Origin of the sequence: Escherichia sp. KS167_9B (assembly GCF_030295215.1) — a bacterium.
In the GTDB taxonomy this organism is placed as follows: Bacteria; Pseudomonadota; Gammaproteobacteria; order Enterobacterales; family Enterobacteriaceae; genus Escherichia; species Escherichia coli_F.
The window spans coordinates 5,232,808-5,259,597 of sequence record NZ_AP025754.1 but is presented as its reverse complement, the minus strand read 5'-3'; the positions used below and the strand labels follow the sequence as shown (position 1 = coordinate 5,259,597).

The window sequence follows — 26,790 nt, the reverse complement described above, 5'->3', positions numbered from 1 at the left end:
TCGGTTATGCTTCTTCAGGTTTGGTGATCACGACACTCTGGTTTTCACGCTCATTGGTGATAATCGCCAAAGCTTCTTCCCGGCTGACCTGACTAGCTGGCGTTACCAACGTCACCAGTACGCCAGCGACCAGGCTGCCCAGCACTGACGGAATACACGGATTACCCCAGTAAGCCAGCCAGTCGGCATTCATCAGCACCACAATGGACATCACCATACCGCTCACTAACGCCGCCAGCGCGCCCTGCCAGTTAAAGCGTAGCCAGAAGCGACCGAGGATTGAGCAGATAAACAGCCCGGACATCAGCATCGAAATCATTTTGGTAATGTAGCTGATGATGTCATTAGAGGTCAGAGCAAAGGCCAGCGCCAGGCCAATAACAAAGGTCAACATCCAGCGTGAGTAAGTAATGGCCTTGTCCTCCGGCGGCATTCTGCCGGTAATCATGGTGTAGACGTCGCGCATCATAATCGCCACTGCCGCAATGGCATCGGAGCTGGCAGAAGACATGGTGGCAGAAAGCCCGGCAATCAGTACCACCAGCCCAAGAATGGCGGGTAAGAAGCTGGTCGCGAACAAGAAGGCATAGTTACTGTTTTCCAGATTCGGGTTCATGGTGAACGCCGCCATGCCGATAATGGCAGGCAGAATCGAGAAGAACAGATACAACACGCCAGTAATAACAAATGAACGCCGTACAGAGGGAACGTCTTTTCCCGAGTAAATACGCTGGCGATAAGATGGTGTGGCCAGTACGCCGACACCAATAACCAGCGCCAGCGAAAGCGCAGGCAGCACGCCCATTTTATCAATCGCAAACAGGCTCATCGCTTTTGGGTCCATCGCCTGTTCAATCGCACTCCAGCCGCCAACGTGAACAACGGCAAGAATAGCCATTAATATAAAGCCAAAGAACAGAATTAGGGCCTGAATAGTATCTGTCCACACTACCGCCGAATAACCACCGATAATAACGTAAATCGCAAAAGCTAAGGCAATAATTAATTTTGCCACCGTAAGATCAATACCTGTTGCCCAGGCAAGATACATACTCCCACCTAATATATGCGCCCCCAGCCAGCCAATAGAGGCAATAAATATCATCAGGCCGACAATATTTTTAATTAAATGGCTGCCGCCAGTATAATAAGATATTTCTTCACTCATGGTCATAAAACGTAATTTACGTACCGGTGCAAACAGCCACGCCACCAGTAATATACCTACGGCCCCACCGACGCCATAAAGCATTCCGGCCCAGCCATTGCTGTAGCCAAAGCCCACTGCGCCCATACTGGAACCAGTGCCAACCATCGTGGCAACGGTTGACCCCAGCGTCAGAAACAGCGGCAGCGAACGCCCGCCCAGCAGAAAATCTTCTCCGTTTTTCTGATTACGAGAAACAAACCAACCAAGCCAAATCATGGCGATGGCATAAATAATAAAGCCGACTAAAAAGATATGACTGTTCATAATTCACATCCTGCCAGTAGAGAGAGAATAATGTAAGAGTTCCCGGAGTGCTGAATGTATTCAGCACTCAATTGCGGTCTGTTTTTTAATTCTTAAATTTATTAGCGGGTCGCGTTATAACAGGTCACATCGACTTCGACTTTACAATCGACAACCAGATCAGCCACACAACAAATACGTGCAGGCGGATTCTCGCCAAAAAATTCTCTGAATACTTTATTAAATGACTGGAAATAGCGGGCGTCGGTCAGGATCACTTTCACGTGAACCACATCCGCCAGGCTATAACCGGCTTCAGTCATGATGTCGACACAGTTTTGGATCGCCAGTCGTGACTGTTCAACGATTCCGCCTTCTACCACTTCACCGTTTTTCATGGGTGTTTGCCCGGAGACGTACAGCCAGCCGCCCGCCTCAACCGCCCTGGCAAAAGGCAAATGCTGCCCGCCAGTGCCTGTTCCACCTTCCGTACCGTAACGTTTAATGCTCATATTCACTCCTTAATGTGAGGTCTGCCGGCGCAGGAAGCGTCCCGCACGGCCTGTAATATGTTTATCGCGACCATAGCTCATAACGCCGTTCACCATCACCGCCTCAATGCCATCTGCCGGGCGTTTGGGATCAGAAAAGCTGGCAACATCACGAATGGTTTGTGGATCGAACAACACCAGGTCCGCAAAATAACCGACTTTCACCAGTCCTCGCTGGGGCAAGCGAAAACGGCTGGCAGAAAGCCCGGTCATTTTGTGGATAGCCGTGGTCAGTGGGAATAAGCCTTCATCACGGCAATAGTGGCCCAGCACGCGAGGGAAGGCGCCCCATAAACGTGGATGCGGCATGGGATCATTGGGCAGGCCGTCAGAGCCAATCATACTGACCGGATAACTCAACACTCTGCGGACGTCGCGCTCGTCCATGTTGTAATAGATAGCCCCGGCAGGCATTAGCAGCTTCGCGGCCTCCAGCATACTCATCTGCCAGTCGATGGCGATTTGTGCCAGTGTTTTCCCGGCCTGCTGCGGATGCGTTTGTGACCAGGTGATCACAATATCGAATTCGTCGGTGACTTGTTTGAGATCCAGCGTTGAAGAGCTGGCTGAGTATGGGTAGACATCGCAGCCAATTTCCTGGTGTTGACGCATTTGGTCAAAAAAGGCCAACGTTTCTTTTGTCCGCCCCCAGTTTTTCGCCCCGGCGCATTTATGGTGGGAAACCACGACAGGCACTTTGCCATGACGCCCAATACGAAACGCCTCATCCAGGGCATCGAGAATCGGTTCAAATTCAGAACGCAGATGGGTGGTATAAACGCCCTTCTCACCTGCTAATTCTTCCGCCAGCGCCATGACTTCTTCGGTAGTCGCCTGAAATGCCGTTGCATAGGCCAGCCCGGAACTTAACCCCAGCGCCCCCTGACTCAACGCCAGACGTAAGTCGGCACGCATAGCGGCAATTTCATCCACCGTCGCCGGGCGAAACAGGTCGTCCATATGGTTATTACGCAGCGCCGTATGACCAATCAGCGTGCCAACGTTCAGTGACGGCCTTGCTGCTTCCACTGCCTGGGCATAGCTTTCAACGGTAGGATAAATAAAGTGCTCTGCTTCCCCCAACAGATTCATCGGGTCAGGAACTTCACCTTTCATTTTCGCCGACGCCGCACTGATCCCGCAGTTACCGACAATCACCGTAGTGATCCCCTGACTGATCTTTGGCAGATATTCCGGGATGCGAATAACGTTGATATCGTCATGGGTATGAACGTCGATAAACCCTGGTGCCAGCACCCGCCCTTCCCCGTCAATGACCTGCTGCGCCGTAACGTTAAGCGCAGGGGCAATATCGACAATCCGATCACCTGTTATTGCCACGTCACCGCGAAATTCAGGGCCGCCGCTACCGTCGATAACGGTCACATTTTTGATTAACCAGTCAACCTGCTGTTCGTCACTCCATTTCTGCAATGGTGACAAGTTAACCATTTACAAGGATGAAAAACAGTGGAAAACTACGCAAAACCCAGATGATTTTATGATACTTTTATTCATAAACTATAAGATAAATAAACTAAATATTTATATTTCATTTAGTTACAAATGATACTCACATCCGATACGGTGAAAAACTTAAAAGGTAAATGTTATGAAATACCACTCAGAACCTCTGGTTCCCCATAAATCGGCCCTGATGCAAATGCCCGCAAATCTCCTTGCCGAAGATGTCTGTTTACCTGCCGCGATCATTAAAAAGCAGGCCCTGGAGAACAACATTGCGTGGATGCAGCGTTATGCTGACGCGCGCGGCGTTTCGCTGGCACCGCACGGTAAAACCACCATGACGCCGTGGATTTTTCAGGCGCAGCAGGCGGCTGGTGCCTGGGCAATAGGTGTCGGTAGCGCATGGCAGGCTGGTGCGGCAATGGCGAGCGGTATTCAGCGAGTGCTGATGGTTAACCAGCTGGTCGGCAAGGCGAATATGCAGTTGATTGCCCAGTTGCAACGACATTACCCGACGGTCGATTTTATCTGCTGTATCGACAGCATTGAGAACGCCCGCGCTTTGTCTGCCTTTTTTGCCAGTCAGCAACAGACACTGAACGTGATGATTGAGTTGGGTGTCCCCGGCGGACGCTGTGGCTGCCGCTCAACGGATGCCGCACTGGCACTGGCTAAACAGGCGGCCCAATTACCAGGGCTACGTCTGCGCGGGCTTGAGTTATATGAAGGTGTTTTACACGGTGACGATCCACAACCGCAGGTAGAAGCACTGCTGCGGGATGCCGCACAACTGGCCTGTGATATGGCAAGTCTGGTTGATGGCGAGTTTATTCTCACCGGAGCAGGCACGGTCTGGTATGACGTGGTGTGCAATATCTGGCTGGCGGCAGAAAAGCCTGATAACTGCCGCATTGTTATTCGCCCTGGCTGCTACATCACTCACGACACCGGGATCTACGACGCGGCACAACAACAGTTGCTTGCCCGTGATCCTGTGGCCTGTGATCTGGCAGGCGATCTCACATCTGCGCTGGAACTGGTCGCCATGGTGCAATCGGTGCCGGAAGCTGATCGTGCGGTGGTAAATTTTGGTAAGCGTGATTGCGCCTTCGACGCCGGACTGCCGCAACCAGTCGCCCACTATCGCAACGGCAAATCACTGGCATTTGATCCACAGGCGATTCGCAGTACAGGCATTATGGATCAGCACTGCATGTTGCAACTGTCAGCTAATAGCGACGTGCAAGTGGGGGATATTCTGGTGTTTGGCACATCGCATCCGTGCCTGACCTTCGACAAATGGAAAACGTTGTTATTGGCTGATGACGACTACAACGTACTGGCAGAATTAGACACTCTCTTCTAAGAATACCCCTTCGGTTAATTATCGAAGGGGCATTTTTATTGTGATCTCAATCACATATCCACCCGACGAATAATTCTTGCCCAACCGCTCACCGCCATTCCTGACCGCTTACGTCCCAAATATAACCACTCAGTTATTTACCTTACTTTACGCGCGCGTAACTCTGGCAACATCACTGCAGGATAGCGGTCAATTTACCTCCTCAAACGCAACGCAAACCTAGAACGGCTTCGGCCAACTATTAATCAATACATGCCAGGTTTTACTATGGATACTAAAAAGATATTCAAGCACATACCCTGGGTGATTCTTGGAATCATCGGTGCATTCTGCCTCGCGGTAGTTGCATTACGTCGGGGGGAGCACGTCAGCGCCCTGTGGATCGTGGTCGCCTCTGTGTCAGTGTATCTGGTGGCTTATCGCTACTACAGTCTGTACATCGCCCAGAAAGTGATGAAACTCGACCCCACGCGCGCGACGCCTGCGGTTATTAACAACGACGGTCTGAACTATGTTCCGACCAACCGTTACGTGTTGTTTGGTCACCACTTCGCTGCTATCGCCGGTGCGGGTCCGCTGGTTGGTCCGGTTCTCGCCGCGCAGATGGGCTACCTGCCTGGTACGCTGTGGCTGCTGGCGGGGGTAGTGCTGGCCGGTGCGGTACAGGACTTTATGGTGCTGTTTATCTCCTCTCGCCGTAACGGCGCATCTCTCGGTGAGATGATCAAAGAAGAGATGGGGCCAGTACCGGGAACTATCGCGCTGTTTGGCTGTTTCTTAATCATGATCATCATCCTCGCCGTTCTGGCGCTGATTGTGGTTAAAGCCCTGGCCGAAAGTCCGTGGGGTGTCTTCACCGTTTGCTCAACCGTACCAATTGCGCTGTTTATGGGTATCTACATGCGCTTTATCCGTCCGGGGCGTGTAGGTGAAGTCTCTGTTATTGGTATCGTGCTGCTGGTTGCCTCTATCTACTTCGGTGGCGTGATTGCTCACGATCCGTACTGGGGTCCGGCACTGACCTTTAAAGACACCACCATTACCTTCGCACTGATTGGCTATGCGTTTGTTTCCGCACTGCTGCCGGTGTGGCTGATCCTCGCACCGCGCGACTATCTGGCAACCTTCCTGAAAATCGGCGTTATCGTCGGCCTGGCGCTGGGTATCGTGGTGCTGAACCCGGAACTGAAAATGCCTGCGATGACCCAGTACATTGACGGTACTGGCCCGCTGTGGAAAGGCGCTCTGTTCCCGTTCCTGTTCATCACCATCGCCTGTGGTGCGGTATCTGGCTTCCACGCGCTGATCTCTTCCGGTACGACGCCGAAACTGCTGGCTAACGAAACCGACGCGCGTTTCATTGGCTACGGCGCAATGCTGATGGAGTCCTTCGTGGCGATTATGGCGCTGGTTGCTGCGTCCATCATCGAACCGGGTCTTTACTTCGCGATGAATACCCCGCCTGCGGGCCTTGGCATCACCATGCCTAACCTGCATGAAATGGGTGGCGAGAACGCGCCGATCATCATGGCGCAGCTGAAAGACGTTACCGCACACGCGGCAGCGACTGTCAGCTCCTGGGGCTTCGTTATTTCGCCAGAGCAGATCCTGCAAACCGCGAAAGACATTGGTGAGCCTTCTGTCCTGAACCGTGCAGGTGGTGCGCCGACGCTGGCGGTAGGTATCGCTCACGTGTTCCATAAAGTGCTGCCGATGGCTGACATGGGCTTCTGGTATCACTTCGGCATTCTGTTCGAAGCCCTGTTCATCCTGACCGCGCTGGATGCGGGTACCCGTTCTGGTCGCTTTATGCTGCAAGACCTGCTGGGTAACTTCATCCCGTTCCTGAAAAAAACCGATTCTCTGGTTGCCGGTATCATCGGTACTGCGGGCTGTGTGGGTCTGTGGGGCTACCTGCTGTATCAGGGCGTGGTCGATCCGCTGGGCGGCGTTAAGAGCCTGTGGCCGCTGTTCGGTATCTCCAACCAGATGCTGGCAGCCGTAGCGCTGGTACTGGGCACCGTTGTGCTGATTAAGATGAAGCGCACCCAATACATCTGGGTGACTGTTGTTCCGGCTGTATGGCTGCTTATCTGCACCACCTGGGCGCTGGGCCTGAAACTGTTCAGCACCAACCCGCAGATGGAAGGCTTCTTCTACATGGCAAGCCAGTACAAAGAGAAGATTGCTAACGGTACTGACCTGACGGCACAGCAGATTGCCAACATGAACCACATCGTTGTGAACAACTACACCAACGCGGGTCTGAGTATTCTGTTCCTGATTGTGGTGTACAGCATCATCTTCTACGGTTTCAAAACCTGGCTGAAGGTGCGTAACAGCGACAAACGTACTGACAAAGAAACACCGTACGTTCCAATCCCGGAAGGCGGCGTGAAGATATCTTCGCACCACTAACCGTGTTTAGCCCCGCTTCGGCGGGGCTTTGTTCTTATCAGAGTGAACTATGTTTGGTAACTTAGGACAGGCAAAAAAATATCTCGGCCAGGCGGCGAAGATGTTGATTGGCATTCCAGACTACGACAACTACGTCGAGCATATGAAGACCAACCATCCCGACAAGCCGTACATGAGCTATGAAGAATTCTTCCGCGAACGCCAGAACGCACGCTACGGCGGCGATGGTAAAGGCGGTATGCGCTGTTGTTAATGGAGAGAGCATGAACCCGATTGCAGTTACCCTACTCACCGGTTTTTTAGGCGCAGGCAAAACCACCCTGCTGCGCCATATTCTTAATGAACAACACGGCTACAAGATTGCCGTGATTGAAAACGAATTCGGCGAAGTCTCCGTTGATGATCAACTGATTGGCGACCGCGCCACACAGATCAAAACGCTGACCAACGGCTGCATCTGTTGTTCGCGCTCCAACGAGCTGGAGGACGCGCTACTCGACCTGCTGGATAATCTCGACAAGGGCAATATTCAGTTCGACCGTCTGGTCATTGAATGCACCGGCATGGCCGATCCCGGCCCGATTATTCAGACCTTTTTCTCCCATGAGATTTTATGCCAGCGTTACCTGCTGGACGGCGTGATTGCGCTGGTGGATGCGGTACATGCCGATGAGCAGATGAACCAGTTCACCATCGCCCAGTCACAGGTTGGCTACGCCGACCGCATTCTGCTGACCAAAACCGACGTCGCAGGCGAAGCAGAAAAACTGCGTGAACGCCTGGCGCGCATCAACGCCCGCGCACCGGTCTACACCGTCACCCACGGCGACATCGATCTGGGCCTGCTGTTCAACACCAACGGTTTTATGCTGGAAGAAAACGTCGTCAGCACCAAACCGCGTTTCCACTTTATCGCGGATAAACAAAACGATATTTCGTCGATTGTGGTAGAACTGGATTACCCAGTAGATATCAGCGAAGTTTCCCGCGTGATGGAAAACCTGCTGCTGGAGTCGGCGGATAAACTGCTGCGTTACAAAGGGATGCTGTGGATTGACGGCGAACCAAATCGCCTGCTGTTCCAGGGCGTCCAGCGCCTCTACAGCGCCGACTGGGACCGCCCGTGGGGCGATGAAAAACCGCATAGCACAATGGTGTTTATCGGGATCCAGCTGCCGGAGGATGAGATTCGGGCAGCGTTTGCGGGGTTGAGGAAGTAATTTTAGATGATGGCCGCCATGTGGCGGCCTGAATTATTTTTTATTCTGATCGCGCAGCATCGCTTCACGTAAAATTGCGTTCAGGCGAGTTTGATAGCCTTTACCTGGTCGCTTCAACCATTCCATCACATCAGCATCAATACGCACCGAAGCCTGAGTTTTCAATGGCCGATAAAACTTACCGCGTTCTGCGTTAGACCATTGCTCATCGCTGGAAGGTGGGATATCACTGTAATCAATATCTTCGTCGGATTTATTCGCCAGCGCCTTCAGTTCGGCCTCATGCTGCACATCGAGTGTAGAGGAGGTCCCTCGTTTATGTTTAACCATGCTCATAGCGATTCCTCTCTTTACGATCTGCTTTTCGTGCTCTGATGATTCGAATAATTTCATTTCCGCTTTCGAAACGGATGGTATGCGCAACCAGAATAACCACGATGCCGTAAACCAGGCCGATTGTCTGCCAGCGATACTCACCGTTTTCTATGCGATCTTGCTGTGACAAATGTTGTGGATCATCAAACACTAACACCGCATCTTCAAAGCGGATGCCATGTTTCACCCGATTACCTTTGGCCTTGTTTGCATCCCATTTAAACTCCATTGGCATAGTTGCCATCCCTAATTGTATATACAAAAATGTATCTACAATCATTCTGCAATTATAGCGTTGATGTTGGAAATAGCATCACGTTTTGGATAATCAACCATGAAATTGACAATGTGTGAGTTGGACTTGATTCATCCAATAGAATTTCTCGCCTGACATGGCACACTAAGCACCTCGCTGTCGTTAAGGGATTACCGTGAAAAACTACAAAGTTATTACTCCGCTTTTTCCTACCTATGCGCAAGTTAAGGCTATGATGAAAGCCGTATCAGGCTATTCCCTGAAAGCGGTGCGCAATATGATTACTGCCATTCACGAGCAAACCGGAACGCCGCAAAAACCCGTTGACTGGTCGGAACCTGACCTGTGGATCAGCGAACGCTTAACGGGTGAAGATGCCGACATCGCCCGTCGTATTTGGGATACCGATAATCACATATTGAACCCGCGCCACAGCTACGGCTGCTACTTATTCCTTAACTATCCCCAGTTTGAGCTGATGGAAAGCACGCCAGACGATACCTGGCAGCCCACCTCGCGCGGGCAAAAATTCCTGCAAGATGACGAAAAAACGCTGCGTTCACTGGACGATCAGGAAGGCATTCTGCAACTTCTTGAACTGTTGGCAGGCCGTGAAATGTCGCGCCGCGCCGATTTATTGCCGGAATGGCAGGCCTTTTTGCATCAACATTCAAAATTCGCGTCTGCCAGTTCGGTGAAAAGCACACTCTACTCCCGACTCTATAATCTTATCGACCGTGACATGGTTACTCGCGAAGGTATGAGCTATCGCATCACCGATACCGGGCGCGCCTGGCTTGGAAAAGCGTTGCCGGCACGAAAAAGCGATCCGCGTAAAGAGCTGCTGGAAGCGGTGAAACGCTACAACGAGCAGCAAAAAGAGCTGCTGCGCGAGCAAATCAGCACGATGAACCCGTACAAATTTGAGCAACTGGTCGGTCAATTACTGGAAGCAATGGGCTACGAGCAGGTCGAAGTGACCAAAGCCTCAGGCGATAAAGGCGTGGACGTGATTGGTCAGGTGCAGGTCGGCATCACCACCATTACAGAAGTGGTGCAGGTCAAAAGAATGCAGAACACTATCACTCGCCCGTATATCGACCAGTTGCGCGGGGCGTTGCCTTACCACAAAGCCATTCGCGGTACGCTCATCACCACCGGGAAATTTGCGGCGAAATGTGCAGAAGCGGCGCTCTTTCCGGGGGCAGCGCCCATTACGCTTATCGACGGCGATCGCTTACTGGAACTGTTAATCGAAAATAACGTCGGCATTCGCCGCAGCAATGCAGTGGAATTGCTGGATGTAGATTTGCAGTTGTTTGATGAGCTGGAGATGGATTAAAGGGCGAAATCTGCCGTCTCTACCATTACAATAGCGACCCAATTTATCTGAACAGAGTTCATCATGGCCAAAGCACCAACTAAAAAAGCCAAAGCAAAGAAAGGCTTTGAAGAAACATTATGGGATACCGCAAACCAACTTCGCGGTAGCGTTGAGTCTTCCGAATACAAGCACGTGGTGTTGAGCCTCGTGTTCCTGAAATTCATCAGCGATAAGTTTGAAGCACGCCGCAAAAAAATGATTGCCGATGGGCAAGCTGACTTCCTTGAGATGGAAGTGTTCTACCAGCAGGACAACATTTTCTACCTGCCGGAAGAGGCGCGCTGGTCATTTATCAAACAAAATGCCAAACAGGACGATATTGCGGTTCGTATTGACACCGCCCTCTCGACCATTGAGAAACGTAACCCAACCCTGAAAGGCGCGCTGCCAGACAACTACTTCAGCCGTCAGAATCTGGAAACCAAAAAACTGGCGTCACTGATTGATACCATCGACAACATCGAAACGCTGGCACACGAAACTGACGTTGAAACGTTATCGAAAGAAGACCTGGTCGGACGCGTTTACGAATACTTCCTCGGTAAGTTTGCCGCAACTGAAGGCAAAGGCGGTGGTGAGTTCTACACGCCAAAATGTGTGGTTACACTGTTAACAGAAATGCTCGAACCCTTCCAGGGCAAAATTTATGACCCGTGCTGCGGCTCGGCGGGGATGTTTGTGCAGTCAGTGAAGTTTGTCGAGAGCCATCAGGGTAAAAGTCGTGATATCGCGCTGTATGGTCAGGAACTGACAGCCACGACGTATAAACTGGCAAAAATGAACCTCGCTATTCGCGGTCTTTCAGCTAACCTCGGCGAACGCCCGGCAAACACTTTCTTTAGCGACCAGCACCCGAACCTGAAAGCCGACTACATTCTAGCGAACCCGCCGTTCAACCTGAAAGACTGGCGTAATGAAGCCGAATTAACCAAAGATCCACGTTTTGCCGGTTATCGTATGCCGCCAACCGGTAACGCCAACTACGGCTGGATTTTGCATATGCTCTCCAAGCTGTCGGCTAACGGCACAGCAGGTTTTGTGTTGGCAAACGGATCGATGAGTTCTAACACCAGCGGCGAAGGCGAGATCCGTGCACAGATGATCGAAAATGATCTGATTGACTGCATGATCGCCCTACCTGGACAGTTGTTTTACACCACGCAGATCCCGGTGTGTTTATGGTTTATGACCAAATCGAAGGCTGCCGATCCGGCCAAAGGTTATCGTGATCGTCAGGGCGAGACGCTGTTTATTGATGCGCGTAACCTCGGCACCATGGTTAGCCGCACAACTAAAGAGTTAACGACGGAAGATATTGCCACAATCGCCGATACCTACCATGCCTGGCGCAGCACGCCGGAAGAACTGGCTGCGCGGATTGCGCGTGGTGACAGCAAGCTGGAAAAATATGAAGACCAGGCAGGCTTCTGCAAAGTTGCGACCCTGCAAGATATTAAAGATAACGACTACGTTCTGACACCGGGCCGCTATGTGGGTGCAGCCGAGCAGGAAGAAGACGGCGTGGCATTTGAGACGAAAATGCATGAATTGTCGAAGACGTTGTTTGAGCAGATGAAGCAGGCGGAAGAACTGGATCGTGCGATTCGCCAGAATCTGGAGGCGCTGGGTTATGGGGAGTAAGTTTCAACTAATTTTATTAGATAATGTGGCCGAGGTAATCGACTCTAGACATAAAACCCCCAATTACACAGAAACCGGCTACCCAATGGTTCGTGTTGTCGATATTAAAAATGGTGAATTAGATTTAAAGAATACAAAGAGAGTCACAAAGGATATATACGAGGACTTTTCAAAAGGACGATCTCCACAGATTGGAGATCTCATTATTTCCCGAGTAGGCTCATATGGGAACATATCCTACGTTTCAAAAAATGAAAAATTTTGCCTAGGGCAAAACACTGCATTTATTATCCCAAATGAAAAAAATAGCTATCTATATTATGCTTTAATATCTCCTTTTGTACAACAACAAATTAACGACATGGCTGTCGGTGCTGTACAAAAAACAATTAGTTTAAAAAGCATTAAAAATTTAAAAATTCCGTACCCAGAGTTAAATATAAGAAATATTATTTCTAAAAAATTAAGAGTTATTGATAATAGGATAAGTACTAATGATAAAATAAATCAAACCCTGGAAAAAATGTCCCAAACCCTGTTCAAATCCTGGTTTGTGGATTTTGATCCGGTGATTGATAACGCTCTGGATGCAGGAAATCCAATCCCGGAAACCCTGCAATCTCGTACCGAATTGCGTCAAAAAGTACGTAATAGTACAGATTTTAAACCGCTTCCGGCGGAAATTCGCTCGCTTTTCCCAAGTGAATTTGAAGAAACGGAGTTGGGTTGGGTGCCAAAGGGCTGGACGCTGAAGTCTGTAGCAAAATCCATAAATATAAATCCTAGTCTAAAATTACCAAAAAATAAAATCGCAAAGTATGTTGATATGAAATCTTTACCTACTCAAGGATATTCAATATCAGATATTATTGAAAAGCCATATTCAGGGGGAGCGAAATTCCAAAATAACGATACTTTATTCGCTCGGATAACTCCATGCCTAGAAAATGGTAAAACAGGATTTGTTGATTTTTTAGATGAAAAAGAGACTGCGTTTGGCTCTACTGAATTTATAGTGATGCGAGGTACTCCTCAAGTACATTATTTGTATGTGGCTTGTTTAGCCCGAGAAAGTAATTTCAGGTTACATGCAATACAAAACATGATCGGTTCATCCGGCCGCCAACGGGTACAGAATAGCTGCTTTGATAGCTTTTATATTGCAATACCAACACCTGCTGTAATGAGCTTATTTTCAGGAAAAGTCAGTAGTTACTTTGATAAAATGTATTTCTGTAATTTGGAAAACAAATCCCTGACAGCCCTCCGCGACACCCTGCTCCCGAAACTCATCTCCGGCGAGCTATCCCTGGAAGATCTTCCGGATCTCACCACCGATACAGAAGCCGCATAACGCATTTTGCCCCTGTAAAATCAGGGGCTTTCTGGTAAGGTTTTCTACTGATACGGGAATGCTTACCAGAAATTAGCCAGGGTTGGAGCGCGATATGAGTCTCTCTTTCAGTGAAGCAAAATTAGAACAAGCGATCATTGAACTGTTACAGGATCAGGGATATCAACACCTGATCGGCGATAATGTCCCACGTTCAAGTCTCGATCAGGTCATTATCGAAGACGATCTCCGTCATTATTTAGCGGCACGCTACCAGCCTGATGGCATTACTGAAGAAGAGATTCAGCGACTGATCAAACAGTTCACCACGCTCCCCGCTTCCGATCTTTATGAAAGCAACAAAACATTTTGTCGCTGGCTGGCAAATGGTTTTCTGTTCAAACGCGACGATCGGCAACAAAAAGATCTCTATATTGAATTGCTCGACACCCGGCATCTACCTGCCGCACTGCGCCAGATATTTGACGCCGAAGATGTCCCGTTGCAACAGGCGGCGGAACTCCCGCCCTCCTATATTAATCCGCCGCTTAACCGGATTAAGATTGTTAACCAGCTTAAAATCTCTGGTAAAGATAATCAGACTCGTATTCCTGACGGCATTCTCTATATCAACGGTCTGCCACTGGTCGTCTTTGAATTTAAAAGTGCGGTGCGCGAGCAGGATGCCAGTATTGGCGATGCCTGGAAGCAGCTCTGTAAACGCTATCGCCGGGATATTCCGCAACTGTTTATCTACAACGCGCTCTGCATTATTAGCGATGGCGTTAATAACCGGATGGGCAACCTGTTTGCGCCCTATGAATATTTTTACTCATGGCGCAAAGTCACCGGTAATGAAAACCGTGAACAGGACGGAATTCCGTCATTGCACTCAATGATTCAGGGGCTGTTTCATCCGGTACGTCTGCTGGATGTGATTAAAAACTTTATCTGCTTCCCGGATAAAGCCAAGCACGAAGTAAAAATTTGCTGCCGTTATCCGCAGTACTATGCCGCCCGCAAACTCTATTACAGCATCAAGCAAGCGCGTAAACCTTTCGGTAGCGGTAAAGGCGGCACCTACTTTGGCGCAACGGGCTGTGGCAAAAGTTACACCATGCAATTTTTAACGCGTCTTTTGATGAAGAGCGTGGAGTTTGCCAGCCCGACCATTGTTTTGATCACCGACCGCACCGATCTGGACGATCAGCTTTCTGCGCAAATGTGCAATGCCAAAAATTACATTGGCGACGACACCATCGTTCCTGTTACCAGCCGTGAAGATTTGCGTAATCAACTGGCGGGACGCAATAGTGGCGGTGTATTCCTGACAACGATCCATAAATTCACCGAAGACACCGAACTCCTTTCTGAACGCAGCAATATCATTTGCATCTCGGACGAAGCACATCGCAGCCAGGTTAACCTCGACCAGAAAGTCATCGTCGATAAAGAAAGCGGAAAAGTGCGCAAAACTTATGGCTTTGCGAAATACCTGCACGATTCACTGCCAAACGCCACCTATGTTGGCTTTACCGGAACTCCGATTGACGCAACACTCGATGTCTTCGGTGAGGTGATCGACAGTTACACCATGACCGAATCCGTTCAGGATGAAATCACTGTACGCATCGTGTACGAAGGCCGTGCGGCTAAAGTGATCCTGGACTCCAGCAAACTGGAAGAAGTCGAAAAGTATTACGAAGAGTGCGCAAACGCAGGCACCAATGAGTGGCAAATCGACGAAAGCAAAAAAGCCACCGCAACCATGAATGCGGTACTGGGTGATGAAGATCGGTTAAAAGCCCTCGCGGAAGATTTTGCTAAACATTATGAAAAACGCGTAGCCGAAGGTTCCACCGTAAAAGGCAAAGCCATGTTTGTTTGTGCCAGCCGTGAAATTGCCTGGGATTTCTACCGTCAGCTTAAAGCTATTCGCCCTGCCTGGTATGAAGTGAAGCAAGCCCCCGATGGCGTCGTCCTGACAGAACAGGAGCAAAAAGAGTTACCGCCTTCTGAAATGGTGAAGATGGTCATGACGCGCGGTAAAGATGACGACGAGGCGCTTTATGATTTACTGGGCACAAAAGAATATCGTAAAGAGCTGGATAAGCAGTTCAAAAACGCTAAATCGAATTTCAAAATTGCCATTGTTGTTGATATGTGGCTGACCGGTTTTGACGTTCCTGAACTGGATACCATCTATATTGATAAGCCCTTACAAAAACATAACCTTATCCAGACCATTTCTCGCGTTAACCGTAAACTGGAAGGCAAAAGTAAAGGGTTAGTGGTGGACTACATCGGCATTAAAAGTCAGATGAACCAGGCACTGGCAATGTATTCCCGCATTGATGCCACCAACTTTGAAGATATTCAGCAATCGGTAATCGAAGTTAAAAACCATCTCGATTTGTTGGGGCAAGTCTTTTACGAATTTGACAGTCGGGATTATTTTAGTGGTGAGCCACAAGCGCAATTATCCTGCCTCAACCGCGCGGCGGAATTCGTTCTGAGTACCCAGAAAGTTGAACGTCGTTTTATGGGACTGGTTAAACGCATGAAAGCCGCCTACGACGTCTGCTGCGGCAGCGAAGCATTATCACAGACAGAACGTGACTATATTCACTATTATCTTGCTGTTCGTTCAATTGTTTTCAAACTGACGAAAGGTGACGCACCGGATGTTACCCAGATGAATGCACGCGTTCGCGAAATGATTGCAGAAGCGTTAAAAGCTGATGGCGTAGAAGAGATTTATTTTCTTGGCGATAAAAAAGCGGAATCCATCGATATTTTTGACGAAGATTATCTGGCGCGAATTAACAAGATCAAACTTCCGGCAACGAAGATCCAGTTATTACAAAAATTACTGGAAAAAGCAATCAGCGACTTCAAGAAAGTGAACCAGTTGCAAGGGATTAACTTCACCCGCCGCTTCCAGGCGATTATAGATCGTTATAATGAGCGGCGAGAAGATGATGTACTCAACGGTGAAGAATTCGATACATTCAGTCAGGAAATGACCGATATTATCTATGATATTAAAACCGAAATGGGTACCTGGGCCGACTTAGGCATTGATATTGAAGAAAAAGCCTTTTTCGACATTCTTGCTCATATGCGCGATAAATATCAGTTCACCTATGACGATGAAAAAATGCTGTCACTGGCAAAAGAGATGAAAAGCGTGGTTGACAACACATCGAAATATCCTGACTGGAGTAAACGCGATGATATTAAAGCGAAACTGAAAGTTGAACTTATTCTGCTTCTACACAAGCATAAGTTCCCGCCAGTAGCGAATGATGATGTTTATATGGGTGTGCTGGCACAGGCAGAGAATTTTAAAGAACACCATATGAGTGCTTTAAATTAATTATGAAGGCCGGATAATTCAATAATTATTCGGCTTACTCATTTATAAATATGGTAAAAACATCATAACAATATCTATAAATCATAGTTAAAAAAATCACGCTAACTCATTAAAAATATAAGTATTTTCACATTATGGGTAAAAATACCATTCTCCTTTTGAGCTTAACAAATACAGACTCTATCCATTCATAACAGATCCGTGCATAATTTCATTTATCGCAGCACAACCAAAACACAACACAACCATCACATCACATCACATCACATCACATCACATCACATCACATCGCATCACATCACATCGCATCACATCGCATTACATCAACTTAACTTAAGTTAATAAATTTAAAACATATAACGCACAAAATTGGTCGTCTGATCTTTAGCGGAAAAAATCATGACTGTAAAGTCATCATGTATTAACTACTTTTCCAGATATCACACCATTAAAAAAAATAAAAAAAATCAATTAGTTATAAAATTTTCAAACATAACACATAACATTAATCTGATGCTCTCCAAAAAAATTAAGCAGTGCAGGGTGACAACCCCATAGCAGTACGCTACCTTACTGAAAAATTACTTAATACGATACTGAAAGTTAGAAGGAGCCACACCATGAGGAAAAAGAAAGGGTTAAACCGAGTTATTTGCTTGTTTTTGATAACAATTTTATCACATTTAGTGTCTGATGATGATATCCTATTATTTCAGTTAGAGGATCTGTCAAAAGCAAATACCTCTATGGGTATTCATCTTTCCGTTGATTTCAAACATGAGACCAAATGATTATGAAAAATCTATCAGAGATAGCATATGTTTTTGGTGGACACTCATTTCGTACCAAAGCTGAAGCTGCAACAGGTTGCATCAAACTTATTCAGATAAAAGATATACAGGCAGGCATATTTGGTGATTTCTCGTCACTTCCTTTTGCAGATCTTTCAGAAGAAAAACTAAAATTCAACCTAAAAACAAATGATATTCTTTTACCTTTAAGAGGCGAAAGGATAGCAGCAATGATGATAGATAACGAAAATAATGTTGCAGTTACTACAACGAATCAAATTGCCATTATAAGAATTAATAGCAATTTGATCACTCCAGAGTATTTGTTATATTTTCTAAATGCACCGAAAGGTATTAATCTGATAAATGAACTACAAGGTAACGGATTGGTTACAAACCTTAGCATAAAAAAACTTACAACATTAACATTACCGATTCCATCATTGGATATTCAATATGAAGTTATTAACCTTCATAACATGTGGACAAAACAAAAAGAGACCTTATGTAGTTTAATAGAAAATGGTTCTGCATTGTGTCATGCAACAATCAATAAGTTAATCTACAAAGGAGAGTAAATATGAAAATACAAGAATTTATAAGCATATTACAATCTATCCCCTGCAATTCCCTGGATAAATACCAGAAAATGCTTATTTGTTTTGAAGCTACTGTACTAACTTATTTACATAAGGACTCTGCCAAGAAAATTATATCAGTAAGTGAAATGGATATTGAACATATTTACAGACACTCGCCGTCATTAAATAAAAACAAAGTAACATGGGATGAGTTTTCTTATATTTTTTCAGATATAATCTTTCATATAAAGTCCTCTAACATGGATGTCAATAAATATATATCAAATATATTTCAACACCTTTGTTACGATTATCATCACAAAAAATTCTCTAAAATAGATATTATTAATATAATCACCTCGAATATTGAGCAACTAAGACCTCTATCTCAAAGGCATCATACTCCTAATGAGTTGGTTGAATTAATGAGTAAAATAGTCAATATCCAAGATGGTGATATTTTTTATGATCCTGCATGTGGTTCAGGTGAGTTCATTTCTGCAATGTTTAATAAAAATGTCATGATATATGGTACTGAAAGCATCATAGAAAGAGCTAAAATATCAAAATTAAAAATGCTCGCAACCGGAAATAATCCTTTAAATATTACGACGCCATATTTTAACGATAATAATCTACCTGAAAAATTTGATATTATTTTATCCAACCCCCCTTTCTCTCTAAAAATACCTGAAAATATGCAAAAAAAAATTTGCATTTATGGAGAACCACCTGTTTCAAATGCTGATTTTATATTTTTACAATTCTGCATTTACAAACTAAAAAATAATGGATGCGCTGCTATCATCATGCCGGACAGCATTTTATTTAGAAGTGGAAAAGAACAAGAAATACGTAAATCATTTATTGAGAAAGGGCATATTTCCACCATTATTTTTTTACCGAAAGGTATTTTTAAAAACACTTATGTACCAACAAGCATTTTGCTACTACGCAAGCAAAATGACTATGACGACATCCTATTCATTGATGCAAGAGATAAAACAACCTTCAACAACGATCTTATAATTCATTTATTTACTGAACGTGAAAATAATAAGTTATCGAAGATTGTTACAAAATCAGAAATTGCTGATAATGATTATAACTTGTCAGCAGCATTATATTTTAAAGAAGAAACAGAAATACCAGAAATAGAACAATTAATAGACAATCAAAAATACCTCAGCAGTAAATTACAGGATTTACATTATGATTTCATTCACACTATATCCAGATTATCACCAAAAAATGAATAATTTGCTGCAAAACGCCACGCTAAGCTCCCCCCTTCCCTGCACGGGAAGGGGAATTGCCCCCTCACTCCACATCCTCCCTGCGTAACCCAATATCTCTCAACCGCTCATCACTCATCTGCTGTAACACGCGTCGGGTCTGCATTTGCCGCCGCCAACGCCTCACCGCCTGCCAGAGTTGCACCAGGCCGATAAACGGCGGTTTAGCTCTGTTTTCGTGAAATTCCATCTGCTGCCTCCTCATCTTTCAGAGGCTTCATCATCCGCCTTCTGGCAGTTCACAATACAGATGCAAATATCAGTTTTATTTAACATACAGACAGGTTAAAACAACATCTGCATCCGGTTTTTTAGCCTCATCTGTACCGGTTTTTCTCTCTGTATGGTCCAAATAAGGAGTACAGCATGACGCGTTATCAACATCTGGCTAGACTGGCCGAACGGATTGAGCAAGGGCTGTATCGTCACGGGGAGAAATTGCCGTCGGTGCGCAGCTTAAGTCAGGAGCACGGCGTCAGTATCAGCACCGTGCAGCAGGCGTATCAGACGCTGGAGACGATGAAGCTCATCACTCCGCAGCCGCGTTCGGGTTATTTTGTCGCACAACGTAAAGCCCAGCCGCCAGTGCCACCAATGACGCGTCCGGTGCAGCGCCCGGTGGAAATTACCCAGTGGGATCAGGTGCTGGATATGCTGGAAGCGCATAGCGACAGTTCCATTGTTCCGTTAAGCAAAAGCACGCCGGATGTCGAAACGCCCAGCCTGAAACCACTCTGGCGGGAGCTAAGCCGGGTGGTACAGCATAATCTGCAAACCGTTCTCGGTTATGACTTGTTAGCCGGTCAGCGAGTATTGCGCGAGCAGATTGCCCGCCTGATGCTCGACAGCGGCTCGGTGGTCACCGCCGATGACATCATCATCACCAGCGGCTGCCATAATTCGATGTCGATGGCGTTAATGGCGGTGTGTAAACCGGGCGATATTGTCGCGGTCGAATCCCCCTGTTATTACGGTTCGATGCAGATGCTGCGCGGCATGGGCGTGAAAGTGATTGAAATCCCAACCGATCCAGAAACTGGCATCAGCGTTGAAGCGCTGGAGCTGGCGCTGGAACAGTGGCCGATTAAAGGCATCATTCTGGTGCCAAACTGTAATAATCCGCTGGGATTTATTATGCCGGACGCACGCAAACGGGCCGTTCTCTCTCTCGCCCAGCGTCATGATATTGTGATTTTTGAAGATGATGTCTACGGCGAACTGGCGACGGAGTATCCGCGCCCGCGGACCATTCATTCCTGGGATATCGACGGGCGAGTGCTGTTGTGCAGCTCGTTCAGTAAAAGTATTGCTCCAGGCCTGCGCGTGGGTTGGGTCGCACCGGGGCGCTATCACGATAAACTGCTGCATATGAAATACGCCATCAGCAGCTTTAATGTGCCGTCCACGCAAATGGCGGCGGCAACGTTTGTGCTGGAAGGTCACTATCATCGCCATATTCGGCGGATGCGGCAGAATTATCAGCGCAATTTGGCGCTTTATACCTGCTGGATACGGGAATATTTTCCCTGCGAAATCTGTATTACGCGCCCGAAAGGCGGATTTTTACTGTGGATAGAATTGCCTGAACAGGTCGATATGGTCTGCGTTGCGCGACAGCTGTACCGCATGAAAATCCAGGTGGCGGCAGGCTCGATTTTCTCGGCTTCCGGCAAATACCGTAATTGTCTACGCATCAACTGCGCTTTACCGCTCAGCGAAACCTATCGCGAAGCACTGAAGCAAATTGGCGAGGCCGTGTATCGGGCAATGGAATGAATTCGAAATAGTGGCGAAGCGCCTGATTTCCTCTCACGAATCGCGTGTGACTCGTTTTATCTTTGCAGGGTCATCGTCACGTTCCAGCCTGAATTAAGCAAAGTACGCTTTGTTCATGCCGGATGCGGCGTGAACGCCTTATCCTGCCAACAAACCGCGCAAATTCAATAGATTGTAGAGAAAATGTAGGTCTGATAAGCATAGCGCATCAGGCAGCTTTGCGTTTGTCATCCGTCTCTGATTAGTACTCGATCCATGGATCACGCTTGCTTTCAGGCAAGGGCTGATCTAATGCCTGCATTTGCTCTGCCGAAAGTCCGGTATATCGTTGTATCCATTCAGGATCGGCCCCATTCTGCAACAACAATCGGAGGAGGCTCCGTTCCCCTTCTACTTTCCCTTCTTTCCTCCCCCTCTCCCTTCCCAACAGCCATCCATCATTATGAATTCGCTCTGCAATTGTCATTATTCGCTCCCTGTGGTGTGGCATTCGCCTGGTAAGTTCGCTGATAAACGCCTTAAAACGCGCTTCATCGCCAGTCAGTAAAATGTAATTTAACAGCGCAGTTATCTGGCTGTCATTAGCGCACCCTGTAACCAGTAATACTGCCAGTTGATCAATAAGCCCCATTAGATCGCGCTGGCGAATATGCTTTTGGATCAACTCCAACAGGGCGACTCTGCGGTGTTGCACAATCTCGTCGTCTGGCACGACAGTGATATCCACCAGCGGGAACGCGGCGGTATAAAGCTTCCGTGCGATAGTCGGGTCGGCAAATTCGTCCAGCCAGCACAAAGACCAGGGATAAGGACTACGGCTACCGTGATAAAACAGCATCGGAATGACCAGCGGTAGCGGTCGGCGTTTATCATGCTCTATATGGCGCTGCATCACCGCCATGGCATATCGCATCAGGCGAAAAGCCATGTGAATATCCTCACGGCTCTGATGTTCAATCACCACATAGATATAGCCATCTCCTTTACGGGTCTTTACCGACCACAGAATATCGGAATGTAGCGCCCGCAATTTTTCATCGACAAAGCTGGCGGATTCCAGTTTTAAGCTATCGAGATCGCACAGTTCACGTAAATCTTTAGGTAAGTGAATCTCCATAAAATCCCGCGCAGTGTCAGGGTGCGTGAGAAAGGTTTTAAATAATGCATCATGCGGCGTGCTGGTCGTGAAGTTTGTCATGGCGATCCATCACCTGTTGAAAAAGATGGCCTGACTTTAGCGACTAACAAAACCATTCTCACCCGGCAATTTCCCATTCCCCGAGTGGCTTTCCAGGCTATTTTTATTCTTCTGCAAACGATACATTTTTCCGGAAACAGGCTCGTGTTTTTACATGTCCTGTACCCGGCAGATATTCCCCTTTCCACCGCGCTCTTTTGATTAACCGCAAATTTTAATTACACTTAAGGTGTATATTTTCTATGCAACCCATCAATTCAAGAGGTGTAATGTGCTGATGACTATTTGTAATCGTTATACATTCTGACCAGAACTCAGAAAGTATTTCTCTGTCTGTATAAGCACAGGCAGTGTGGTTGATTACATGAAATTCAGTACATTTGCAGTCTCGTTGCCCTTCTCACCTGCCTTTCGTCATTACCGACGGTATTGAATTTCGTTTTCCCCGTTGGGGTTCTCCGGACAAGGAGTTGTTTGTTATGCCACGTTTTTTTGCCCGCCATGCCGCCACGCTGTTTTTCCCGATGGCGTTGATTTTGTATGACTTTACTGCGTATCTGTCGACGGATCTGATCCAGCCTGGGATCATTAATGTGGTCCGTGATTTTAACGCCGATGTCAGTCTGGCCCCGGCTGCCGTCAGTCTCTATCTTGCTGGCGGTATGGCGTTACAGTGGCTGCTGGGGCCGCTTTCCGACAGGATTGGCCGCAGGCCGGTGCTGATTACCGGAGCGCTAATATTTACCCTTGCCTGCGCTGCGACAATGTTCACCACGTCTATGACACAGTTTCTTATCGCGCGTGCAATTCAGGGCACCAGTATCTGTTTTATTGCTACCGTTGGTTATGTCACGGTGCAGGAAGCGTTCGGACAGACAAAAGGGATCAAGTTGATGGCGATTATCACCTCCATCGTACTGATTGCGCCGATTATTGGCCCGCTTTCCGGCGCAGCTCTGATGCACTTTGTGCACTGGAAAGTCCTTTTTGCCATCATTGCGGTTATGGGTTTTATCTCATTTGTTGGCTTACTGCTGGCGATGCCAGAGACAGTAAAGCGCGGCGCGGTTCCGTTTAGCGCCAAAAGCGTACTGCGCGATTTTCGTAACGTTTTTTGCAACCGTCTGTTCCTCTTTGGCGCAGCAACCATCTCTTTAAGCTATATCCCGATGATGAGTTGGGTGGCTGTCTCGCCGGTGATCCTTATCGATGCAGGCGGCTTAACAACTTCGCAGTTCGCCTGGACACAGGTTCCGGTGTTCGGTGCGGTGATTGTCGCGAATGCCATCGTGGCGCGTTTTGTTAAAGATCCGACCGAACCGCGGTTTATCTGGCGTGCCGTACCTATTCAACTGGTCGGCCTCGCTCTGTTGATTGTCGGCAATCTGCTGTCGCCGCATGTCTGGCTGTGGTCGGTGCTGGGCACCAGTCTGTATGCTTTCGGGATTGGTTTGATTTTCCCGACCTTATTCCGCTTTACGCTGTTTTCCAATAACTTACCGAAAGGGACCGTCTCCGCATCGCTAAATATGGTGATCCTGATGGTGATGTCGGTCTCGGTCGAAATCGGCCGCTGGCTGTGGTTTAACGGCGGTCGCTTGCCGTTTCATCTGTTAGCCGTTGTGGCGGGCGTTATCGTCGTTTTCACCCTGGCGGGATTGCTCAATCGCGTGCGCCAACATCAGGCTGCCGAGCTGGTGGAGGAGCGGTGATTTTTGCGCGATCCTGCCGTCAGGCTCTATTCTTAACGTTATGAATAAACTCATCGAACTCAGACGCGCCAAAAGGTTGGCGCTCTCTTTACTGCTTATCGCCGCTGCTACCTTTGTCGTTACGCTGTTTTTGCCGCCCAATTTTTGGGTGAGCGGCGTGAAGGCGATTGCTGAAGCGGCGATGGTCGGCGCGCTGGCTGACTGGTTTGCGGTGGTGGCGCTATTTCGCCGCGTGCCGATTCCGATCATTTCTCGTCATACGGCGATTATCCCGCGTAATAAAGACAGGATTGGTGAAAATCTCGGCCAGTTCGTGCAGGAAAAATTTCTCGATACCCAGTCGCTGGTGGCATTGATTCGGCGTCACGAACCGGCGTTGTTGATTGGCAACTGGTTTAGTCAGCCGGAAAACGCCCGCCGCGTTGGTCAGCATCTGTTGCAGATCATGAGCGGTTTTCTTGAACTGACCGATGATGCGCGCATTCAGCGCCTGCTTAAGCGCGCAGTCCATCGGGCGATTGATAAGGTCGATCTCTCCGGCACCAGTGCGTTGATGCTGGAGAGTATGACCAAAAACGATCGCCATCAGGTGCTGCTGGATACGCTGATCGCACAGTTGATCGCCCTGCTTCAGCGCGATAAATCGCGCAAGTTTATCGCCCAGCAAATTGTTCGCTGGCTGGAGAGCGAGCATCCGCTAAAAGCCAAAATTTTGCCCACTGAATGGCTGGGCGAACATAGCGCGGAGTTAGTTTCTGACGCGGTGAATTCTTTGCTTGATGATATTAGTCGCGATCGTGCGCATCAGATCCGCCATGCGTTTGATCGCGCCACCTTCGCCCTGATCGACAAGCTGAAAAACGATCCGGAAATGGCAGCGCGAGCCGATGCCGTAAAAAGCTATCTGAAAGAAGATGAAGCTTTTAACCGCTATCTCAGTGAATTGTGGGGGGATTTACGGGAATGGCTGAAAGCGGATATCAACAGTGAAGATTCTCGTGTGAAAGAACGTATCGCACGAGCGGGTCAATGGTTTGGCGAAACGTTAATTGCCGATGATGCCTTGCGGGCGTCGTTAAATAGTCATCTGGAACAAGCCGCGCACCGCGTTGCGCCTGAGTTTTCCGCATTCCTGACGCGCCACATCAGCGATACGGTAAAAAGCTGGGATGCCAGGGATATGTCGCGGCAAATCGAGTTAAATATCGGCAAAGATCTGCAGTTTATTCGTGTTAACGGTACGCTGGTTGGCGGATGTATTGGGCTGATTTTATATTTGCTGTCGCAGCTCCCGGCCTTGTTTCCCCTCGGCAATTTTTAGAAATCCATGAAAAACTAAGTGGCTAACCGCGAGAGAGATCAAATAAACCACACTAAAAGAATGGTAATAATGTGGCCTCTTTTCATTATCTCCCGTGGTACGGGGAAGGAAAATCATGTCACTTGTCACCGATCTACCCGCTATTTTCGATCAGTTCTCTGAAGCTCGCCAGAAAGGCTTTCTCACCGTCATGGATCTCAAGGAGCGCGGCATTCCGCTGGTTGGCACCTACTGCACCTTTATGCCGCAAGAGATCCCGATGGCAGCCGGCGCGGTTGTGGTTTCGCTCTGTTCCACCTCTGATGAAACCATTGAAGAAGCCGAGAAAGATCTGCCGCGCAACCTCTGCCCGCTGATTAAAAGCAGCTATGGCTTCGGCAAAACCGATAAATGCCCCTATTTCTACTTTTCTGATCTGGTGGTCGGTGAAACCACCTGCGACGGCAAAAAGAAAATGTATGAATACATGGCGGAGTTTAAGCCCGTTCATGTGATGCAGTTGCCAAACAGCGTTGATGACGATGCCTCACGCGCGTTATGGAAAGCAGAAATGCTGCGCTTGCAAAAAACGGTAGAAGAACGTTTTGGGCACGAGATTAGCGAAGATGCTCTGCGCGATGCCATTGCGCTGAAAAACCGCGAACGTCGCGCACTGGCCAATTTTTATCATCTTGGGCAGTTAAATCCTCCAGCGCTTAGCGGCAGCGACATTCTGAAAGTGGTCTACGGCGCAACCTTCCGGTTCGATAAAGAGGCGTTGGTTGACGAACTGGATGCAATGACCGCCCGCGTTCGTCAGCAGTGGGAAGAAGGCCAGCGACTGGACCCGCGTCCACGCATTTTAATCACCGGCTGCCCAATTGGCGGCGCAGCAGAGAAAGTGGTGCGCGCGATTGAAGAGAATGGCGGCTGGGTTGTCGGTTATGAAAACTGCACCGGGGCGAAAGCGACCGAGCAATGCGTGGCAGAAACGGGCGATGTCTACGACGCGCTGGCGGATAAATATCTGGCGATTGGCTGCTCCTGTGTTTCGCCGAACGATCAGCGCCTGAAAATGCTCAGCCAGATGGTGGAAGAATATCAGGTCGATGGCGTAGTTGATGTGATTTTGCAGGCGTGCCATACCTATGCGGTGGAATCGCTGGCGATTAAACGTCATGTGCGTCAGCAGCACAACATTCCTTATATCGCTATTGAAACAGACTACTCCACCTCAGATGTCGGGCAGCTCAGCACCCGTGTCGCGGCCTTTATTGAGATGCTGTAAGGAGTG

At 48.1% G+C, this 26,790-nt stretch carries 21 protein-coding genes; 14 read left to right on the top strand and 7 right to left on the bottom strand.

Annotated elements, in window-relative coordinates:
- Nucleotides 1-4: 4 nt before the first annotated feature.
- From QUE34_RS26045 to QUE34_RS26035, 3 genes are all read right to left on the bottom strand, one after another.
- Nucleotides 5-1,474 carry a sodium:solute symporter family protein gene (locus QUE34_RS26045; RefSeq protein WP_103253474.1) on the bottom strand — a complete coding sequence of 490 codons (1,470 nt, stop codon included), beginning with the start codon at nucleotides 1,472-1,474 and terminating at the stop codon, nucleotides 5-7.
- A gap of 101 nt (nucleotides 1,475-1,575) precedes the next feature.
- Entirely contained in the window at nucleotides 1,576-1,965 is a 390-nt protein-coding gene (locus QUE34_RS26040; RefSeq protein ID WP_000023754.1) for a RidA family protein, read from the bottom strand.
- A gap of 9 nt (nucleotides 1,966-1,974) precedes the next feature.
- A complete protein-coding gene (locus tag QUE34_RS26035; protein WP_502877146.1) occupies nucleotides 1,975-3,456 on the bottom strand; it encodes an N-acyl-D-amino-acid deacylase family protein in 1,482 nt (493 codons plus the stop codon).
- A gap of 160 nt (nucleotides 3,457-3,616) precedes the next feature.
- On the opposite strand from QUE34_RS26035, the gene QUE34_RS26030 reads away from it, so the two are divergent.
- From QUE34_RS26030 to yjiA, 4 genes are all read left to right on the top strand, one after another.
- Complete coding sequence (locus QUE34_RS26030) at nucleotides 3,617-4,837, top strand: amino acid deaminase (RefSeq protein WP_000873752.1); 1,221 nt, start codon at nucleotides 3,617-3,619, stop codon at nucleotides 4,835-4,837.
- 267 nt (nucleotides 4,838-5,104) lie between these two features.
- A complete protein-coding gene (gene btsT, locus QUE34_RS26025; RefSeq protein ID WP_001314407.1) occupies nucleotides 5,105-7,255 on the top strand; it encodes a pyruvate/proton symporter BtsT in 2,151 nt (716 codons plus the stop codon).
- Between the two features lie 49 nt (nucleotides 7,256-7,304).
- Nucleotides 7,305-7,508 (top strand): YbdD/YjiX family protein, encoded by a 204-nt coding sequence (locus QUE34_RS26020; RefSeq protein WP_000467859.1) that lies wholly within the window; start codon nucleotides 7,305-7,307, stop codon nucleotides 7,506-7,508.
- A 10-nt stretch (nucleotides 7,509-7,518) separates the two neighbouring features.
- Complete coding sequence (gene yjiA, locus QUE34_RS26015; RefSeq protein ID WP_001295525.1) at nucleotides 7,519-8,475, top strand: GTPase; 957 nt, start codon at nucleotides 7,519-7,521, stop codon at nucleotides 8,473-8,475.
- A 33-nt stretch (nucleotides 8,476-8,508) separates the two neighbouring features.
- On the opposite strand, the gene QUE34_RS26010 is transcribed toward yjiA, so the two are convergent.
- Both QUE34_RS26010 and QUE34_RS26005 read right to left on the bottom strand, forming a co-directional pair.
- Nucleotides 8,509-8,811 (bottom strand): BrnA antitoxin family protein, encoded by a 303-nt coding sequence (locus tag QUE34_RS26010; protein WP_000063156.1) that lies wholly within the window; start codon nucleotides 8,809-8,811, stop codon nucleotides 8,509-8,511.
- A complete protein-coding gene (locus QUE34_RS26005) occupies nucleotides 8,798-9,085 on the bottom strand; it encodes a BrnT family toxin (RefSeq protein ID WP_103253473.1) in 288 nt (95 codons plus the stop codon). The genes QUE34_RS26010 and QUE34_RS26005 overlap by 14 nt, the downstream gene beginning before the upstream one ends.
- A 196-nt stretch (nucleotides 9,086-9,281) precedes the next feature.
- Here QUE34_RS26005 and QUE34_RS26000 point away from each other — a divergent pair, with 196 nt between their 5' ends.
- The 6 genes from QUE34_RS26000 (at nucleotide 9,282) to QUE34_RS25975 (ending at nucleotide 19,474) form a co-directional block, all read left to right on the top strand.
- Nucleotides 9,282-10,448, top strand: coding sequence for a restriction endonuclease (locus QUE34_RS26000; RefSeq protein ID WP_103253472.1), 1,167 nt, complete (start codon nucleotides 9,282-9,284; stop codon nucleotides 10,446-10,448).
- Nucleotides 10,449-10,511: 63 nt separating this feature from the next.
- Nucleotides 10,512-12,131, top strand: coding sequence for a type I restriction-modification system subunit M (locus QUE34_RS25995; RefSeq protein ID WP_103253471.1), 1,620 nt, complete (start codon nucleotides 10,512-10,514; stop codon nucleotides 12,129-12,131).
- Complete coding sequence (locus QUE34_RS25990) at nucleotides 12,121-13,485, top strand: restriction endonuclease subunit S (RefSeq protein WP_103253470.1); 1,365 nt, start codon at nucleotides 12,121-12,123, stop codon at nucleotides 13,483-13,485. The genes QUE34_RS25995 and QUE34_RS25990 overlap by 11 nt, the downstream gene beginning before the upstream one ends.
- 94 nt (nucleotides 13,486-13,579) lie before the next feature.
- Complete coding sequence (locus tag QUE34_RS25985) at nucleotides 13,580-16,843, top strand: type I restriction endonuclease subunit R (RefSeq protein WP_103253469.1); 3,264 nt, start codon at nucleotides 13,580-13,582, stop codon at nucleotides 16,841-16,843.
- Between the two features lie 790 nt (nucleotides 16,844-17,633).
- Nucleotides 17,634-18,212 carry a restriction endonuclease subunit S gene (locus QUE34_RS25980; protein ID WP_046081324.1) on the top strand — a complete coding sequence of 193 codons (579 nt, stop codon included), beginning with the start codon at nucleotides 17,634-17,636 and terminating at the stop codon, nucleotides 18,210-18,212.
- A 2-nt stretch (nucleotides 18,213-18,214) separates the two neighbouring features.
- Complete coding sequence (locus tag QUE34_RS25975; protein WP_241232062.1) at nucleotides 18,215-19,474, top strand: N-6 DNA methylase; 1,260 nt, start codon at nucleotides 18,215-18,217, stop codon at nucleotides 19,472-19,474.
- 61 nt (nucleotides 19,475-19,535) lie between these two features.
- On the opposite strand, the gene QUE34_RS25970 is transcribed toward QUE34_RS25975, so the two are convergent.
- Nucleotides 19,536-19,700, bottom strand: coding sequence for a DUF1127 domain-containing protein (locus QUE34_RS25970; RefSeq protein WP_103253468.1), 165 nt, complete (start codon nucleotides 19,698-19,700; stop codon nucleotides 19,536-19,538).
- 176 nt (nucleotides 19,701-19,876) lie between these two features.
- On the opposite strand from QUE34_RS25970, the gene QUE34_RS25965 reads away from it, so the two are divergent.
- Nucleotides 19,877-21,286 (top strand): aminotransferase-like domain-containing protein, encoded by a 1,410-nt coding sequence (locus QUE34_RS25965; RefSeq protein WP_105268514.1) that lies wholly within the window; start codon nucleotides 19,877-19,879, stop codon nucleotides 21,284-21,286.
- A gap of 241 nt (nucleotides 21,287-21,527) precedes the next feature.
- On the opposite strand, the gene QUE34_RS25960 is transcribed toward QUE34_RS25965, so the two are convergent.
- The gene (locus QUE34_RS25960) at nucleotides 21,528-22,484 is read right to left on the bottom strand and encodes an Rpn family recombination-promoting nuclease/putative transposase (RefSeq protein WP_105268513.1); all 957 of its coding nucleotides are present in this window, start codon (nucleotides 22,482-22,484) and stop codon (nucleotides 21,528-21,530) included.
- A gap of 479 nt (nucleotides 22,485-22,963) precedes the next feature.
- Here QUE34_RS25960 and mdtM point away from each other — a divergent pair, with 479 nt between their 5' ends.
- The 3 genes from mdtM to QUE34_RS25945 all read left to right on the top strand — a co-directional run bounded on the left by mdtM (nucleotide 22,964) and on the right by QUE34_RS25945 (nucleotide 26,784).
- Entirely contained in the window at nucleotides 22,964-24,196 is a 1,233-nt protein-coding gene (gene mdtM / locus QUE34_RS25955) for a multidrug efflux MFS transporter MdtM (RefSeq protein ID WP_103253465.1), read from the top strand.
- A 40-nt stretch (nucleotides 24,197-24,236) separates the two neighbouring features.
- The gene (locus QUE34_RS25950) at nucleotides 24,237-25,517 is read left to right on the top strand and encodes a DUF445 domain-containing protein (RefSeq protein ID WP_001037418.1); all 1,281 of its coding nucleotides are present in this window, start codon (nucleotides 24,237-24,239) and stop codon (nucleotides 25,515-25,517) included.
- A gap of 115 nt (nucleotides 25,518-25,632) precedes the next feature.
- Nucleotides 25,633-26,784, top strand: coding sequence for a double-cubane-cluster-containing anaerobic reductase (locus QUE34_RS25945; RefSeq protein ID WP_103253464.1), 1,152 nt, complete (start codon nucleotides 25,633-25,635; stop codon nucleotides 26,782-26,784).
- Nucleotides 26,785-26,790 lie beyond the last annotated feature (6 nt).

Excerpts from the sequence above, each read along its gene's own strand:
- QUE34_RS26045 (WP_103253474.1), bottom strand. The coding sequence starts at position 1,474 with ATGAACAGTCATATCTTTTTAGTCGGCTTTATTATTTATGCCATCGCC.
- QUE34_RS26040 (WP_000023754.1), bottom strand. The coding sequence starts at position 1,965 with ATGAGCATTAAACGTTACGGTACGGAAGGTGGAACAGGCACTGGCGGG.
- QUE34_RS26035 (WP_502877146.1), bottom strand. The coding sequence starts at position 3,456 with ATGGTTAACTTGTCACCATTGCAGAAATGGAGTGACGAACAGCAGGTT.
- QUE34_RS26030 (WP_000873752.1), top strand. The coding sequence starts at position 3,617 with ATGAAATACCACTCAGAACCTCTGGTTCCCCATAAATCGGCCCTGATG.
- btsT (WP_001314407.1), top strand. The coding sequence starts at position 5,105 with ATGGATACTAAAAAGATATTCAAGCACATACCCTGGGTGATTCTTGGA.
- QUE34_RS26020 (WP_000467859.1), top strand. The coding sequence starts at position 7,305 with ATGTTTGGTAACTTAGGACAGGCAAAAAAATATCTCGGCCAGGCGGCG.
- yjiA (WP_001295525.1), top strand. The coding sequence starts at position 7,519 with ATGAACCCGATTGCAGTTACCCTACTCACCGGTTTTTTAGGCGCAGGC.
- QUE34_RS26010 (WP_000063156.1), bottom strand. The coding sequence starts at position 8,811 with ATGAGCATGGTTAAACATAAACGAGGGACCTCCTCTACACTCGATGTG.
- QUE34_RS26005 (WP_103253473.1), bottom strand. The coding sequence starts at position 9,085 with ATGCCAATGGAGTTTAAATGGGATGCAAACAAGGCCAAAGGTAATCGG.
- QUE34_RS25995 (WP_103253471.1), top strand. The coding sequence starts at position 10,512 with ATGGCCAAAGCACCAACTAAAAAAGCCAAAGCAAAGAAAGGCTTTGAA.
- QUE34_RS25990 (WP_103253470.1), top strand. The coding sequence starts at position 12,121 with ATGGGGAGTAAGTTTCAACTAATTTTATTAGATAATGTGGCCGAGGTA.
- QUE34_RS25985 (WP_103253469.1), top strand. The coding sequence starts at position 13,580 with ATGAGTCTCTCTTTCAGTGAAGCAAAATTAGAACAAGCGATCATTGAA.
- QUE34_RS25975 (WP_241232062.1), top strand. The coding sequence starts at position 18,215 with ATGAAAATACAAGAATTTATAAGCATATTACAATCTATCCCCTGCAAT.
- QUE34_RS25970 (WP_103253468.1), bottom strand. The coding sequence starts at position 19,700 with ATGGAATTTCACGAAAACAGAGCTAAACCGCCGTTTATCGGCCTGGTG.
- QUE34_RS25965 (WP_105268514.1), top strand. The coding sequence starts at position 19,877 with ATGACGCGTTATCAACATCTGGCTAGACTGGCCGAACGGATTGAGCAA.
- QUE34_RS25960 (WP_105268513.1), bottom strand. The coding sequence starts at position 22,484 with ATGACAAACTTCACGACCAGCACGCCGCATGATGCATTATTTAAAACC.
- mdtM (WP_103253465.1), top strand. The coding sequence starts at position 22,964 with ATGCCACGTTTTTTTGCCCGCCATGCCGCCACGCTGTTTTTCCCGATG.
- QUE34_RS25950 (WP_001037418.1), top strand. The coding sequence starts at position 24,237 with ATGAATAAACTCATCGAACTCAGACGCGCCAAAAGGTTGGCGCTCTCT.
- QUE34_RS25945 (WP_103253464.1), top strand. The coding sequence starts at position 25,633 with ATGTCACTTGTCACCGATCTACCCGCTATTTTCGATCAGTTCTCTGAA.